The 14,274-nt window shown below is 44.2% G+C and carries 14 protein-coding genes and 1 pseudogene; 12 read left to right on the top strand and 3 right to left on the bottom strand.

What is annotated here, in order from left to right; genetic code table 11:
- Positions 1–11 precede the first annotated feature (11 nt).
- The 8 genes from lon to BQ7344_RS06055 all read left to right on the top strand — a co-directional run bounded on the left by lon (position 12) and on the right by BQ7344_RS06055 (position 8,529).
- Entirely contained in the window at positions 12–2,327 is a 2,316-nt protein-coding gene (lon, locus tag BQ7344_RS06090; protein ID WP_072521852.1) for an endopeptidase La, read from the top strand.
- Between the two features lie 46 nt (positions 2,328–2,373).
- Positions 2,374–2,979, top strand: coding sequence for a ribosome biogenesis GTP-binding protein YihA/YsxC (gene yihA, locus BQ7344_RS06085; RefSeq protein WP_072521851.1), 606 nt, complete (start codon positions 2,374–2,376; stop codon positions 2,977–2,979).
- 13 nt (positions 2,980–2,992) lie between these two features.
- Entirely contained in the window at positions 2,993–3,838 is an 846-nt protein-coding gene (locus tag BQ7344_RS06080) for an energy-coupling factor transporter ATPase (protein ID WP_072521850.1), read from the top strand.
- Positions 3,829–4,716 carry an energy-coupling factor transporter ATPase gene (locus BQ7344_RS06075; protein ID WP_072521849.1) on the top strand — a complete coding sequence of 296 codons (888 nt, stop codon included), beginning with the start codon at positions 3,829–3,831 and terminating at the stop codon, positions 4,714–4,716. The genes BQ7344_RS06080 and BQ7344_RS06075 overlap by 10 nt, the downstream gene beginning before the upstream one ends.
- Complete coding sequence (locus BQ7344_RS06070; protein ID WP_072521848.1) at positions 4,709–5,512, top strand: energy-coupling factor transporter transmembrane component T family protein; 804 nt, start codon at positions 4,709–4,711, stop codon at positions 5,510–5,512. Before BQ7344_RS06075 ends, BQ7344_RS06070 begins: the two co-directional genes overlap by 8 nt.
- A 60-nt stretch (positions 5,513–5,572) precedes the next feature.
- Entirely contained in the window at positions 5,573–6,313 is a 741-nt protein-coding gene (gene truA, locus BQ7344_RS06065; RefSeq protein WP_072521847.1) for a tRNA pseudouridine(38-40) synthase TruA, read from the top strand.
- Between the two features lie 162 nt (positions 6,314–6,475).
- On the top strand, positions 6,476–8,119 hold the full coding sequence (gene hcp, locus BQ7344_RS06060; RefSeq protein ID WP_072521846.1) for a hydroxylamine reductase: 1,644 nt from the start codon (positions 6,476–6,478) through the stop codon (positions 8,117–8,119).
- Positions 8,120–8,214: 95 nt separating this feature from the next.
- A complete protein-coding gene (locus BQ7344_RS06055) occupies positions 8,215–8,529 on the top strand; it encodes a hypothetical protein (RefSeq protein WP_072521845.1) in 315 nt (104 codons plus the stop codon).
- A gap of 30 nt (positions 8,530–8,559) precedes the next feature.
- Here BQ7344_RS06055 and BQ7344_RS06050 read toward each other — a convergent pair whose 3' ends face one another.
- A complete protein-coding gene (locus BQ7344_RS06050) occupies positions 8,560–9,327 on the bottom strand; it encodes an NYN domain-containing protein (RefSeq protein WP_072521844.1) in 768 nt (255 codons plus the stop codon).
- Positions 9,328–9,472: 145 nt separating this feature from the next.
- On the opposite strand from BQ7344_RS06050, the gene BQ7344_RS06045 reads away from it, so the two are divergent.
- Together BQ7344_RS06045 and BQ7344_RS06040 are read left to right on the top strand one after the other, a co-directional pair.
- Entirely contained in the window at positions 9,473–10,642 is a 1,170-nt protein-coding gene (locus BQ7344_RS06045) for a cation diffusion facilitator family transporter (RefSeq protein WP_072521843.1), read from the top strand.
- A gap of 225 nt (positions 10,643–10,867) precedes the next feature.
- The gene (locus BQ7344_RS06040; RefSeq protein ID WP_072521842.1) at positions 10,868–12,325 is read left to right on the top strand and encodes a uracil-xanthine permease family protein; all 1,458 of its coding nucleotides are present in this window, start codon (positions 10,868–10,870) and stop codon (positions 12,323–12,325) included.
- Between the two features lie 390 nt (positions 12,326–12,715).
- Here BQ7344_RS06040 and BQ7344_RS16675 read toward each other — a convergent pair whose 3' ends face one another.
- Positions 12,716–13,087: an MATE family efflux transporter gene (locus BQ7344_RS16675; protein ID WP_072521840.1), complete on the bottom strand. Its 372-nt coding sequence runs from the start codon at positions 13,085–13,087 to the stop codon at positions 12,716–12,718.
- Between BQ7344_RS16675 and BQ7344_RS16925 the strand changes: the two genes are divergently transcribed.
- Positions 13,088–13,285 (top strand): hypothetical protein, encoded by a 198-nt coding sequence (locus BQ7344_RS16925; RefSeq protein WP_330392816.1) that lies wholly within the window; start codon positions 13,088–13,090, stop codon positions 13,283–13,285.
- Here the strand turns inward: BQ7344_RS16925 and BQ7344_RS16920 are convergent.
- Positions 13,255–13,365, bottom strand: a pseudogene (locus tag BQ7344_RS16920) (hypothetical protein); the annotation flags it as partial. The gene BQ7344_RS16925 and the pseudogene BQ7344_RS16920 sit on opposite strands and share 31 nt — an antisense overlap.
- Before the next feature lie 304 nt (positions 13,366–13,669).
- Here BQ7344_RS16920 and BQ7344_RS06020 point away from each other — a divergent pair.
- The gene (locus BQ7344_RS06020) at positions 13,670–14,269 is read left to right on the top strand and encodes a 50S ribosomal protein L25 (protein WP_072521839.1); all 600 of its coding nucleotides are present in this window, start codon (positions 13,670–13,672) and stop codon (positions 14,267–14,269) included.
- The last annotated feature ends 5 nt before the right edge of the window (positions 14,270–14,274 follow it).

Below are 14,274 nucleotides of genomic sequence, written 5' to 3'. Positions count from 1 at the left end.
ATTGAAAATAGATGAAACAGCCAATCAGCATTCTTCCGGCAATCGCTCTGCGCGGCACAACGATCCTTCCGGAAATGATCGTTCACTTTGATGTGAGCAGAGAACGTTCAATCAAAGCGATAGAGGCGGCAATGCTTCATGATCAGAAGATTTTTCTGGTTACACAGAAAGATCCTGAGATGGAATCTCCGAAGTTATCAGATCTGTATCAGGTGGGAACTGTTGCCTACATCAAGCAGGTAGTAAAACTTCCGCAGGATCTGCTCAGAGTGCTGGTAGAAGGAATTGAACGTGCAGAACTTCTAAGTCTTGATCAGGAGGAGCCGTTTCTGAAAGCAGAGACGGCACTTTTTGAGCCTGACAGTACGAAATATACGAAATCTCTGAATGAAGCAATGTTCCGGAGTATTCAGGAACTCTTTCAGAGATATTGCATGGAAAGCGGAAAAATCAGCAAAGATCTGGCAGCAAAAATCCTGAACATTGAGGATATCGATCAGCTGATCACACAGGTCTCGGTAAATGTTCCGCTGAGTTATCAGAACAAACAGAAAATCCTCGAGGCAGTCAGCCTTGAAGATCGCTATGAGGTACTTGCTGCAATCCTCACAAATGAGATCGAAGTGTTCCAGGTCGGACACGATCTGCAGCGCAAGCTTAAATCCCGTGTGGATAAGAATCAGAGAGATTATATTCTGCGAGAGCAGCTTAAAGTCATCCGTGAGGAACTGGGAGAGGAAAGTACCAGTGATGCCGCGGAAGAATACCGCCAAAAAGTTGGTGAACTTCAGGCTTCTCAGGAAGTTAAAGACAAACTGAACAAAGAAATTGACCGTTTTAAGAGCATGAACAGCAGTGCAGCAGAAAGCAGTGTACTGAGCACTTATATCGAGACACTTCTTGCGCTTCCGTGGGACAAAAAGTCTGAAGATTCCACAGACTTAAAGAAGGCCTGGGAAATTCTCGAAGAAGGACATTACGGGCTCAAAGATGTCAAGGAACGCATCATGGAATTCCTTGCTGTCCGTAAGCTGACAGGTGGCGGCAAGAGCCCGATCCTCTGTCTTGTAGGCCCTCCGGGAACAGGTAAGACCTCCATCGCGAAGTCTGTAGCAGAGGCATTGAATAAAAAATACGTCCGCATCTGTCTCGGCGGTGTCCGTGATGAGGCGGAGATCCGCGGACACAGAAAGACTTATGTAGGTGCTATGCCGGGACGTATCACGGAAGCACTTTCACAGGCAGGTGTCAGCAATCCGCTGATGCTTCTTGATGAGATTGATAAGACAAGCAGTGACTATAAAGGTGATACTTCTGCAGCACTTCTCGAAGTGCTCGATCCGGAGCAGAACAACCGCTTCAATGACCATTATGTAGAGGTTCCTCAGGATCTTTCCGAAGTATTATTTATTGCGACCGCAAATGATATGGACAGTATTCCGAGACCACTTCTTGACCGTATGGAAGTCATCGAGATCTCAGGTTATACTGAAAACGAAAAAGAACACATTGCGAAAGAGCATCTGATCCCGAAACAGTTGGAAGTAAACGGTATTCCGAAAGGAGCACTGACGATCCAGCCGTCTGCACTTCGCAAGATTATCACACTCTACACCCGCGAGGCAGGTGTGCGTGGACTGGAGCGTAAGATCGGTCAGATCTGCCGTAAGGCGGCTCGTGAGATCATGGAAAATAACCAGAAGAAGATCACGGTCAAAGGCAAAAACCTTGAAGATTTTCTCGGCAAAGCCAGATACAGTTATCTGATGGCAAATAAGAAAGACGAAGTCGGAATTGCCAGAGGACTTGCATGGACACAGGTCGGTGGTGATACACTTCAGATCGAGGTCAATGTCATGCCGGGCAAGGGAGAACTTGTACTTACCGGACAGCTCGGAGATGTTATGAAAGAATCTGCTCAGGCAGGTATTTCTTACATTCGTTCTGTAGCATCCGATTATGATATTTCGCCGGAATTTTTCCAGGAAAATGATATTCACGTACATATTCCGGAAGGGGCAGTTCCGAAAGACGGACCTTCTGCGGGTATTACCATGGCGACAGCTATGCTTTCTGCGATCATCGGAAGAGAAGTGCGCGCAGATGTAGCAATGACCGGTGAAATCACACTCCGTGGTCATGTACTTCCGATCGGCGGACTGAAAGAAAAACTTCTTGCAGCCAAATACGCCAAGATCAGGCAGGTACTTGTACCGAAGCAGAACAAACCGGATATTCAGGAGATGGACGATGAGATCCTTGACGGTCTGAAAATCTCCTTTGTAGAAAATATGAATGAAGTGCTTCACGAGGCACTTGCGAATTGACAGAAGTAACTTGCAGAGACTTGAACAGTTATCGAAAGAGGACTTTATGGTTATAAAAAGCGCAGTTTTAGATATCGTATGCGGAATCACAAGTAAGATTCCGGATACCGGTTTGCCGGAAGTGGCTTTTGCCGGCAAATCCAACGTCGGCAAATCTTCACTGATCAATGGTCTGATGAACCGGAAGGCACTGGCGCGTACCAGTGCACAGCCGGGCAAGACACAGACGATCAATTTTTATAAGATCAATGATGAATTGGATCTGGTCGATCTTCCGGGATATGGATATGCCCGTGTGACACCGGCAGAAAAAGAAAAATGGGGAAAGATGATCGAGAATTATCTGCATACTTCCCGTAATCTCAAAGCCGTTTTTCTTCTGATCGATATCCGTCATGATCCGTCTGCAAATGACAGACAGATGTATGAATGGATCCTTCATAATGGCTATGAGCCGATAATTATTGCAACGAAACTGGATAAACTGAAACGCAGTCAGGTTCAGAAGAATCTGAAGGCGATAAGAGAAGGCCTTCAGTTAAGAAAAGGAACAACTGTGATTCCGTATTCTGCTGAGACAAAGCAGGGAAGAGATGAAATCTGGGAACTGATCGAATCTCTGACCGGTGGCGAACCTTCCGAGGAAGCCTGAAAGGACTAAAAAGATGGGAATCATCAAAGCAGCAAAACTTGCATTTGACTATTTGAGATATGATGAAGATGGAAATGTCGAAGATACGCAGAGAGCGGTTGACGGCGTTGACCTTGATATACAACCGGGTGAATTTGTTGCAGTGCTTGGACATAACGGCTCAGGCAAATCTACGTTTGCTAAGCACATCAATGCGTTGTTGCTCCCGACAGAGGGAACCATCTGGATCGACGGAATCGACACGGCGAAAGAGCCGGAACTCTGGAAGGTACGGCAAAAAGCAGGTATGGTATTTCAGAATCCGGATAACCAGATCATTGGTACCGTGGTTGAGGAAGATGTGGGATTCGGACCGGAAAATATGGGGATATCTACAGGAGATATCTGGAAACGTGTGGATGAAAGCCTTGCAAAGACAGGAATGACTGCATATCGTCATCATTCACCGAATAAGCTTTCAGGTGGACAGAAGCAGCGTGTGGCGATCGCAGGTGTCATGGCGATGCGTCCGCAGTGTATCGTTCTGGATGAACCGACTGCCATGCTGGATCCGAACGGACGAAAAGAAGTACTGGAAGCAGTTCATCAGCTGAATCGTCAGGAAAATGTGACGGTCGTTCTGATCACACACTACATGGAAGAAGTGATCGATGCCGATCGTGTGGTTGTCATGGATGACGGTCATGTCGTGATGGAGGGAACTCCGAAGGAGATCTTTTCACAGGTGGAGACACTGAAGAAATATCGTCTGGATGTGCCGCAGGTAACGCTGCTTGCACATGAACTGAAACAGTCCGGTGTAGACATTCCGGATGGAATCCTTACTACGGAAGAGTTGGTAAATGCCTTATGTCAATAGAACTGAAAAACGTAACTTACACATACAGCCCGGGAACTTCTTATGAGATCCACGCACTGAAAGACATTAATCTGAACATTCCGGATGGACAGTTTATCGGTGTGATCGGACATACAGGAAGCGGGAAATCTACATTGATCCAGCATCTGAATGCATTGATTAAGCCGACTTCCGGCACAGTATCATACAATGGTGAGGATGTCTGGGCAGAAAACTACAACAGAAGAGCACTTCGAAGTGAAGTCGGACTTGTTTTCCAGTATCCGGAACATCAGCTTTTTGAGAGTGATGTTCTTTCGGATGTCTGCTATGGACCGATGAATCAGGGCAAAAGCAGAGAAGAAGCTGAGGAAGAAGCAAGAAAAGCACTTCTTCAGGTAGGCTTCAAAGAAAAAAATTTTGACAAATCTCCATTTGATCTGTCTGGCGGACAGAAAAAGCGTGTGGCGATCGCCGGTGTTCTTGCAATGAATCCGAAGATCCTGATTCTGGATGAGCCGACTGCAGGACTTGATCCGAAGGGAAGGGATGAGATCCTTGATCAGATTGCAGAACTTCATAAAGTCCGTGGAATCACGATCATTCTGGTTTCACACAGCATGGAAGACGTTGCGAAATATGTAGAACGTCTGATAGTGGTAAATCACGGTAAGATTGCATTTGACGATACTCCGAAAAAGGTTTTTGCGCATTACAAAGAGCTGGAAGAGATGGGACTTGCTGCACCGCAGATCACCTATATCATGCATGCTTTGAAAGAAAAAGGACTTCCGGTAGATCCTTCTGATACAACTGTTGAGGAAGCGAGAGCGGATATCCTGCGTGCGCTTAAGAAAATGAACTCTCCTTTACTGAAAGGAGGGGTTCTGAATGATTAGAGATATTACAATCGGACAGTATTATCCGGCAAAGTCCCCGATCCATAAGCTGGATCCACGAACAAAACTTGCCGGTACACTGATTTTTATTATATCGGTATTTTTATTTCATACTGTAGTCGGATATGCGGTAGCGACCGTATTTCTGGCAGGAATGATATTGATTTCCACAGTTCCGGTGAAGTTTATTTTCAAGGGACTGAAAGCAATCTTTATGATCCTGCTGATCACGATGGTGTTTAATATTCTTCTGACACCGGGTGAGGCGATCGTTACGCTTGGAATTTTCAAGATCACAAAAGAAGGTATTACAATGGCAGTCCGCATGGCAATCCGACTGATCTATCTGGTAATCGGCTCCTCGCTTATGACACTGACGACTACCCCGAATCAGCTGACCGACGGACTGGAAAAAAGCCTTCGTCCACTGAATAAGATCCATGTTCCGGTACATGAGATCGCAATGATGATGTCGATTGCACTTCGTTTTATTCCTATTCTTCTGGAAGAAACGGACAAGATCATGAAAGCACAGATCGCGCGAGGCGCAGATTTTGAAAATGGAAATCTGATCCAGAAAGTAAAAAATATGGTACCGCTTCTGGTACCGCTGTTTATTTCGGCTTTCCGCCGTGCAAATGATCTTGCAATGGCGATGGAAGCGAGATGTTATCACGGGGGCGATCACCGTACCCAGATGAAACCGCTGAAATATAAGAAACGAGACCATATTGCATACCTGATCCTGTTTGCGTATCTTGCAGTAGCGATCGGATTTCGTGTGGCCGGGTTATAAAATAAGGATGGTTCTTGCTGTAAAAGGCGGGAGCCATTTTTACCATAAATGGAGGACAAGATGAAAAGAGTTGGACTTGTAGTTGCCTATGACGGAACGAATTACAGTGGATGGCAGATTCAGCCAAACGGAATCACGATTCAGGGTGTGCTTAATGATACACTTTCTGACCTTCTCGGAGAAAAGATTGAGATCATGGGTGCAAGCCGTACCGACGCGGGTGTCCATGCACTCGGAAATGTAGCTGTGTTTGATACGAATACACGCATTCCGGGAGAAAAGATTTCCTATGCACTGAATCAGAGACTGCCGGAAGATATCCGTATTCAGTTATCAGAAGAAGTGGAACCGGATTTTCATCCGAGATACTGCGACAGTGAAAAAACATATGAATACCGGATACTGAACCGTAAATTCCCGGTGCCGACAGAGCGTTTGTATTCTTATTTTTATCATTATAAACTTGATGTAGATAAGATGCGGGAAGCAACCTCTTATCTGATCGGACGACATGATTTTGCAAGTTTCTGTGGAACAGGTGCGCAGGTAAAATCCACAGTCCGTACCATTACAGGAATTGATGTGTGGAGAGACGGTGACATTGTGACGATTCGTGTAAAGGGAGAGGGATTTCTTTACAATATGGTTCGCATCATTGCCGGAACACTGATTCAGGTCGGAAACGGGCAGTATCCGCCGGAACGTGTGAAAAAGATCCTCGATGCCTGCGACCGTTCTGTATCCGGACCGACCGCGCCGGCACACGGACTGACACTGATAGGAATTGAATTTTTTGACTGAAAATAAAATTTAATTATTATATGCATTGAAAGAAGACGGATTTTTATGTCCGTCTTTTTTGCGTTTTTATGTATGTGGTTATAACCACGTCTTTATAGTGAGATGTATATTATATTGGATTCACAAAGAAACTATACAGAGAGACCATAAGGAGGTTTAACCATGGATAAAAAAGAAAATAAGATGTTTTGCTTTCAGTGTCAGGAAACTGCAGGCTGCAGCGGATGTACAGTATCAGGGGTATGTGGAAAGAAACCGGATGTTGCAGCTATGCAGGATCTGCTGGTCTATGTGACAAAAGGCATTTCAGCAGTGACCACACAGCTTCGAAGCGAAGAAAAAGAAATAGATGATAATGTCAATCATCAAATTATTGTGAATCTGTTTACAACAATCACAAATGCAAATTTTGATAAAGAATCTATCATTACACGAATCAAAGAAACGCTGGAGATCAAAGAAGAACTTCTGAAAAAAGTCGAAAACAGAGATGGTGTCCCGGAAGCTGCATTCTGGAACGGTACAGAAGATACTTTTGAAGATAAAGCTTCGCACGTAGGAATTCTTGCCACAGAGAATGAAGATATCCGAAGTCTTCGAGAACTGATCACTTACGGTCTGAAAGGACTGGCAGCCTATGCGAAACATGCAGCAGCACTTGCGCATACGGATGAGGAAATCGACGCGTTTCTCCAGAAAGCACTTGCGGCAACAGCGGATGATGCTCTCTTGGCAGAAGAACTTACCGCATTGACTCTCGAGACAGGAAAGTTCGGTGTTCGTGTGATGGAACTTCTTGACAAGGCTAATACAGCAGCTTACGGAAATCCTGAGATCACAAAGGTCAATATCGGAGTCGGCAAAAATTCGGGTATCCTTGTTTCGGGACATGACCTGCATGATTTGGAAATGCTTCTTGAACAGACGCAGGGAACGGGTGTGGATATCTACACTCATTCCGAAATGCTTCCGGCGCATTACTATCCGGCGTTCAAAAAATATCCGAATTTTATCGGAAATTATGGAAATGCATGGTGGAAACAGAAAGAGGAGTTTGAGAGTTTCCATGGTCCGATCCTGATGACAACGAACTGCATCGTTCCGCCAAAGGACAGCTACAAAGACCGTATGTATACGACGGGTGCAGCTTCTTATCCGGGATGCACCCATATTCCGGGCGGTGTCGGAGAAGAAAAAGATTTTTCAGAAATCATTGCTAAGGCGAAGCAGTGTCAGGCGCCGGAAGAGATCGAACATGGTGAGATCATCGGTGGGTTTGCACATGCGCAGGTCTTCGCGCTGGCAGATAAGATCGTAGAAGCAGTAAAATCCGGAGCAATCCGCAAATTTGTCGTAATGGCAGGCTGCGACGGACGTGCAAAGTCCCGAAATTATTATACTGATTTTGCAAAAGGACTGCCGAAAGATACTGTAATTCTTACTGCAGGATGTGCAAAATATAAATACAATAAGCTGAATCTCGGAGATATCGGTGGCATTCCGAGAGTTCTGGATGCAGGACAGTGCAACGATTCCTATTCACTTGCAGTCATTGCACTGAAACTGAAAGAAATTTTTGAACTGAACGATATCAATGAGCTTCCAATCGTCTACAATATTGCATGGTATGAGCAGAAAGCGGTCATCGTCCTTCTGGCGCTTCTCGCGCTTGGAGTCAAAAATATCCATCTCGGACCGACACTGCCGGCATTCCTTTCTCCGAATGTAGCAAAGATTCTGGTAGATAACTTCGGAATCAGTGGAATCGGGACAGTAGAAGAGGATCTTGCAAACCTGATTGGATAAAGAAAGAACTGCTTTGAAAGGCTGTAATAAATAAAAAGTGTTGATTTTTGCCGCTATTATCACACTGGCAGTCAACATCACTCGCTATTTCACCGGTGAATAAAGATGCCGAAGCTGTCTGTCAGGAGACGACACCGATTCAGGAAAAACTGGATAAACTCGGAAAACAGATCACAGTACTTGGTGCTTCTGCCGCAGCTATTGTTTTTGCCATCGAAGTGATCCAGTTTGTGATGAACGGACAGTTAAACTTTATGCTCCAGCATTTCAAAAACTTCCTTGGTACAGTTGTATTTGAAACGGTTCCGCTTTCGGTGGGAATGTGGGGAAAGATGCTCCTGACTGCTTTTACAGTTATCATTCTGAATGAAGTAGTAAAAGCAGTAAAGAGACTGTTTGGACGTAAATAAAGAAAAGAAATTGTATATCTGAGAAAGAAATCAGAGACACTTATATGCAATGATCGTTACCGTGCCCTTGCCGGGGTAGCGCTTCATTGAATATCTTTTAGGGAAAGCTTCGATCAGTTCCGGAAGTTTGACATAACCGTAGGTACGGGCATCGAAATCCGGTCTGGCACGTTTGATATACTGACCGGCAGAACTTACATTGACATAACCGTCATCATCCTGGTATTTGTCCCAGGCGATACGAAGAAGCTTGTGGATCTCTTTGAGCTCTTTTGCTTTGCGGCGTTCTTCGGCACTTTCCTGCGCATTGCGTTTTGCAGTTTCTGCCGGTTTCTGAACGGCGGCAGTCTGCGTATCCGTATCTTTGCTTAAGTTTTCAAGATAGACAAATTCGTCACAGGCATTGCGGAAAGGTTCCGGTGTCTTTTTTTCACCGACTCCCATAACGAAGACTCCGGATTCACGAAGTTTGATCGCGAGAGGTGTGTAGTCACTGTCACTTGCGACAATGACAAAGGCATCGTAAATGCCGCTGTGGAGAAGATCAAGCGTATCAATAACGAGTGCCATGTCTGTCGCATTTTTGCCGGCAACATAGTCAAACTGCTGTTCCGCTTTGATTGCAAGACGTTTTAATTCATTTTCCCAGTTTTTGAGAGAACCTTTGCGCCAGTTACCGTAAGCACGTTTGACGACGATACGGCCATTTGTTGAGATTTCCTGTATAACAGATTCCAGTTTGGAAAGCTGTGTATTATCAGCATCTATCAGCATTGCAATATTTTTGAGATTTTTCATAGAAATAAGTCTCCTCGTAATATGTAAACCTTATTAATAAAACTATATCATTTTCTGAAATCTTTTTCCAGATGGATTCCGGGAAATCTGGATTTATTCACAGAAATGTGGTAAGATCGAGGGAATACAGACAGGGGGAATCTATATGATTACATTTTTGGCATCCCTTTTTATTAAGGATCGCCGCAATTATAATTCGCCGGAAGTCCGGCAGGCATATGGCGTTTTAAGTGGTGCAGTCGGAATTGGACTGAACATTCTGCTTTTTCTCGGAAAATGGATTGCAGGAACGGTGAGTGGTTCTATCGCTATTACGGCAGATGCGTTTAACAACCTGTCGGATGCGGGCTCTTCGATCATTACGTTAATCGGTTTTCGGCTTTCCGGACAGGAGCCTGATCCGGAGCATCCATTCGGACATGGCAGGATGGAATATATTTCCGGACTTTTGGTATCGGTAGCAATACTTGTCATGGGATTCGAACTCATCTGGTCATCACTTGGTAAACTGCGTTCCCCGGAACCGATTGAGAGCAGTGCACTGGTATGTGTGATTCTGATCGCATCCATTCTTGTGAAAGTATATATGTTTTTTTATAATCGTTCACTGAGTAAAAAACTGGATAGTGCAGCAATGAAAGCAACATCTGTTGACAGTTTGAGCGACACTGTGGCAACGACACTTGTTCTGATCGCCACACTGATCAGCAAATATACGGGACTGCTTCTTGATGGCTGGTTCGGAATCCTGGTAGGATGCTTTATTCTTTATACAGGTGGTTCTACACTGAAAGAAACCATTGACCTTCTTATCGGACAGCCGCCGAAGCAGGAATTTATCAATGAAATTCGTGAAATCGTTCTGGGACATTCGATGGTTCATGGTGTACATGATCTGATCGTTCATGATTATGGTCCGGGACGTGTGATGATCTCACTTCACGCAGAAGTGGATGTGAACGGAAATATTCAGGATATCCACGAACAGATCGATCATATTGAACATGAACTGCAGGAAAAACTGCATTGTTCCGCAACGATCCATATGGATCCGATTGTGACAGATGATGAGGAAGTTCTTGCGATGAAGGCAAAAGTAGAAGAGATGGTACATTTTCTGGATGAATCCTTCAGTATGCATGATTTCCGAATGGTAAAAGGTTCGACCAGAACAAATCTGATCTTTGATGTGGAGGTTCCGAGAAAAACTTCCTATACAGACAACGAGATCGTGAACTGGCTGAAAGAGCGGATACACGAATTGCCGGGAAGCAAGTATTTCGCGGTGATACAGATCGATCATGAATACTATTGAGTAAAGAAATTGACAGATAAAAATAATCTGGTATAATTAAATAATCGAGATGTTATTTAGTGCGCTAACATGAGAAATCGCACCTTGAAAGGAAACGACAGAGAACTTCAAAGATGAAGATGGTTGTTGTTTCCTTTTTTGCTGCACGCGTATAGTGGAAGTGCCGGTAACATGTCCGCTGATTTTATCAGGGCTCGAACGAGAGAGGAGAAAAGGAGAAACTAAATGGAAACAAAAGAAAAAAACACTGCAACACCGTATGATCTTGACGGTAAGCCACCGCTGAAACTTGCGATTCCGCTTGGATTACAGCATGTTCTGGCAATGTTTGTCGGAAACCTGACCCCACTTCTGATCATCACAGGAGTCTGTGGTATCGAATCAGGAAGTGCCCTGCAGGTAGCGCTTTTGCAGAATGCCATGCTGGTAGCAGGTATCGTTACATTGATTCAGATCTACACGATCGGACCTGTTGGTGGTAAACTTCCGATCGTTATGGGAACAAGTTCCGGATTTATCGGTGTCTGCAAAAGCGTGGCAGTTACGATGGGAAGCGGAGTTGCCGGTTATGGAGCAATTTTGGCAGCCAGCTTTATCGGTGGTCTGTTTGAAACCGTACTTGGAGGTTTCTTAAAGCCACTGCGTAAATTTTTCCCTGCAGTTGTAACTGGTACAGTTGTACTGTCTATCGGACTTTCACTGATTTCTGTCGGAATCGGTTCTTTCGGCGGTGGAAGTACAGCACCGGATTATGGTTCTCTCGAAAATCTTTTTGTAGGTACGGTAGTTCTGGTTGTGATCATAGCACTGAAACACGGCACAAAGGGATTCACCAGTTTTTCATCGATTTTGCTGGGCATCATTGTAGGATATATTTTGGTATCCATCATGGCAATGGTGTTGCCGACTACTTTTACATACACCGATGAAACAGGTGCTGTTGTTGAAGCAACAAAGTCCTGGGTAGTCAACTGGAGTAAGGTAGCAGACGCATCCTGGTTTGCAATTCCGAAGATCATGCCGGTCAAATGGGTATTTGATGCAAAAGCAATTGTTCCGATCTGTATCATGTTTGTCGTTACCGCTGTTGAAACAGTTGGTGATATTTCTGGTATTACAGAAGGTGGTCTTGGCCGTGAGGCTACTGACAAAGAGCTTTCCGGTGGTGTTATGTGTGATGGTCTTGGATCTTCTTTTGCAGCACTGCTTGGTGTTCTTCCGAATACTTCTTTCAGCCAGAACGTTGGTCTGGTTGCCATGAATAAGGTCGTGAACCGTTATTCAATCGGAATCGGCGGTATTTTCCTGATCGCATGTGGTCTGTTTCCGAAGCTTGCAGCACTGATTTCCATTATGCCGCAGAGTGTACTGGGTGGCGCAGCGGTTATGATGTTCTCATCAATCGTAATCAGTGGTATTCAGCTTATCACAAAATGGCCACTGTCTCCGAGAAATGTGACGATTGTGTCTGTTGCACTTGGTGTTGGCTATGGACTTGGCTCCAATTCAGCCGTACTTGCACAGCTTCCGGAAAGTATTAATCTGATCTTTGGTGGTTCAGGTATCGTGCCGGCAGCGCTGTTTGCGATTATTCTGAATATCATCCTTCCGAAAGATGAAAAGACGGAAGTGGAGATGGCAGAAGAGATACTGGCAAATGAAAAAGCAAAAGAGAAAAAGTAAATAAAAGAGAGTAGTTTATGAGAACGGGCAGGGATGACGAAAAAATATCCCTGCCTTTTAATATAGATAAGCCATGGATGAAACGTGCTGTGTTTTTGGATTTCTCTGCTCATTTATTAATCACTGCTTTTGCAAACTCGCACCTGAAGGTGCTCAGACAGTGCAACGCAGTGATAATTAGAGCATTCGAAATCTCAAAAGCCTCGCAGGTTTCTTACATGGCTTATCTATATTGCAGGCAGGGGAAATTTACGGGTATCCCTGACGGTTGAATCAAAAGGGGAGTGCTGTGTGAAAAGTGGAAGAAAAGCAACGGAAATAGCGGCTTTCAAGAATTCCCGATGCCGGAAAGAGCATCGGGAGCAGTAATGTTGAAGGTATTTTAAAACTTCATATTTTATGAAATTTCATGTGGATCAGTCCGACGGCATCAGCGAGTACCCATCCGATTGGAATTGCCATCCAGATACCAATCTCACCGATATAGTTGGAGAGGAGATACTGTACACCACAGGTGATGACGGCAGTTTCTTTTGCACTCACAAAAATAGTCATTAGCGGAGCTGCAAAAATGCAGACAATAGCGGAAATAATTATACAGAAAATAAAACTGAGCAGGAAGGATTCCTTTGTTCTTTTGCGGATACGATCTTTTTTACCGGCACCGTAGTTCTGTGCAATAAAAGTAGAGTAAGCATTACCGAAATCCTGCACCGGAAGATAGGCAAAGGTGTCAATCTTGACGGCAGCAGATCCCGGCATTTGAGAAGTACATACAATGTGATGCCGATTCCGGAAACATACTGTGCGATGACTGTTGCAAATGCTACACCGCGGATGCCCCATGGGAGTACCGCAATAAATAAAAGATCCAATCCGATGTTCAGAATGGCGGAAACAGCCAGAAATACCAGAGGAATCGTAGAATTTCCAAGTGCCCGTAAAAGACAGGAAAAATAATTGTACAAAGATGTTGCAATGATTCCTGCAAAGATTACGAGCAGGTAGGACTTCATGCCATCCCAGACCTCGGCCGGCACACGCAGGAAGTGCAGGATCGGATCAATTCCTATAATGATTATATCATAAAAAAGAATCCGGTAAGATTTGAGATTTACATTCTTTAGCGTTTGAATATAAGAAAAATCAGAAAAATCTATATAATGTATACAATTTTAAAATATCAACAAATTTTAAAGTAAAAAAAAATAATATTTGGTTAATCTGTTTCTATACTCAGTGCTATACTTCTAACCGTAAAAAGTAAACAGAACTTAACAAAACCTCCTTTCACAAAACAAAGTTGAAGGCTGCTAAGCATCAGATTTTTGGAGGAAAAGACAAATGAATACTTTAAAAGCTGAAAAAAGAAGCATGGACGTTAAGGCAAAAAGACTGAGAAGAGAAGGATACGTTACAGGTAATGTATTCGGTCGTGAGATCGAAGGTTCCATCCCGGTAAAAATGCTGAAGACGGAGGTTGACAAACTGTTAAAGACTGACCACAAAGGAAGTCAGGTTATGCTTGAGGTAGATGGTCAGACATACGATGCACTGATTAAAGAGGTTGATTTTAACCCACTGGCAGGCAGAGTTGATGAGATTGATTTCCAGGCACTGGTAAGCAATGAAAAAGTACATTCTGTTGCTGAAATCGTGATTGTAAACCATGACAAAGTAGCAGATGGTGTTCTTCAGGAAAACATGGAAGAAGTAAATTATAAAGCTTATCCGTCAGCACTGGTTGACAAAGTAGAAGTCGATGTAGCCGGTCTGAAGGTCGGTGACACGATCCGTGTCAAAGATCTGGGCCTTGCAAAAGACAAAGATATCGACATTAAAGATGATCTGGAAGCTGTAGTACTGACAGTTGTTGCAGTTCATAACGGAGCAGTACCGGAAACAGAGACACCTGAGGAAGCAGAGACAGAAGAAGCAAAGTAATCTGC

Source organism: Blautia sp. Marseille-P3087, assembly GCF_900120195.1.
GTDB lineage: Bacteria > Bacillota > Clostridia > Lachnospirales > Lachnospiraceae > Blautia_A.
Note: the sequence above shows the minus strand (reverse complement) of the source record. Positions and strands in the feature narration are given on the sequence as shown.

Bases quoted from the DNA above. Each gene is read 5' to 3' on its own strand.
- lon (WP_072521852.1), top strand. From the start codon at position 12: ATGAAACAGCCAATCAGCATTCTTCCGGCAATCGCTCTGCGCGGCACA.
- yihA (WP_072521851.1), top strand. From the start codon at position 2,374: ATGGTTATAAAAAGCGCAGTTTTAGATATCGTATGCGGAATCACAAGT.
- BQ7344_RS06080 (WP_072521850.1), top strand. From the start codon at position 2,993: ATGGGAATCATCAAAGCAGCAAAACTTGCATTTGACTATTTGAGATAT.
- BQ7344_RS06075 (WP_072521849.1), top strand. From the start codon at position 3,829: ATGTCAATAGAACTGAAAAACGTAACTTACACATACAGCCCGGGAACT.
- BQ7344_RS06070 (WP_072521848.1), top strand. From the start codon at position 4,709: ATGATTAGAGATATTACAATCGGACAGTATTATCCGGCAAAGTCCCCG.
- truA (WP_072521847.1), top strand. From the start codon at position 5,573: ATGAAAAGAGTTGGACTTGTAGTTGCCTATGACGGAACGAATTACAGT.
- hcp (WP_072521846.1), top strand. From the start codon at position 6,476: ATGGATAAAAAAGAAAATAAGATGTTTTGCTTTCAGTGTCAGGAAACT.
- BQ7344_RS06050 (WP_072521844.1), bottom strand. From the start codon at position 9,327: ATGAAAAATCTCAAAAATATTGCAATGCTGATAGATGCTGATAATACA.
- BQ7344_RS06045 (WP_072521843.1), top strand. From the start codon at position 9,473: ATGATTACATTTTTGGCATCCCTTTTTATTAAGGATCGCCGCAATTAT.
- BQ7344_RS06040 (WP_072521842.1), top strand. From the start codon at position 10,868: ATGGAAACAAAAGAAAAAAACACTGCAACACCGTATGATCTTGACGGT.
- BQ7344_RS16675 (WP_072521840.1), bottom strand. From the start codon at position 13,087: ATGCCGGGATCTGCTGCCGTCAAGATTGACACCTTTGCCTATCTTCCG.
- BQ7344_RS06020 (WP_072521839.1), top strand. From the start codon at position 13,670: ATGAATACTTTAAAAGCTGAAAAAAGAAGCATGGACGTTAAGGCAAAA.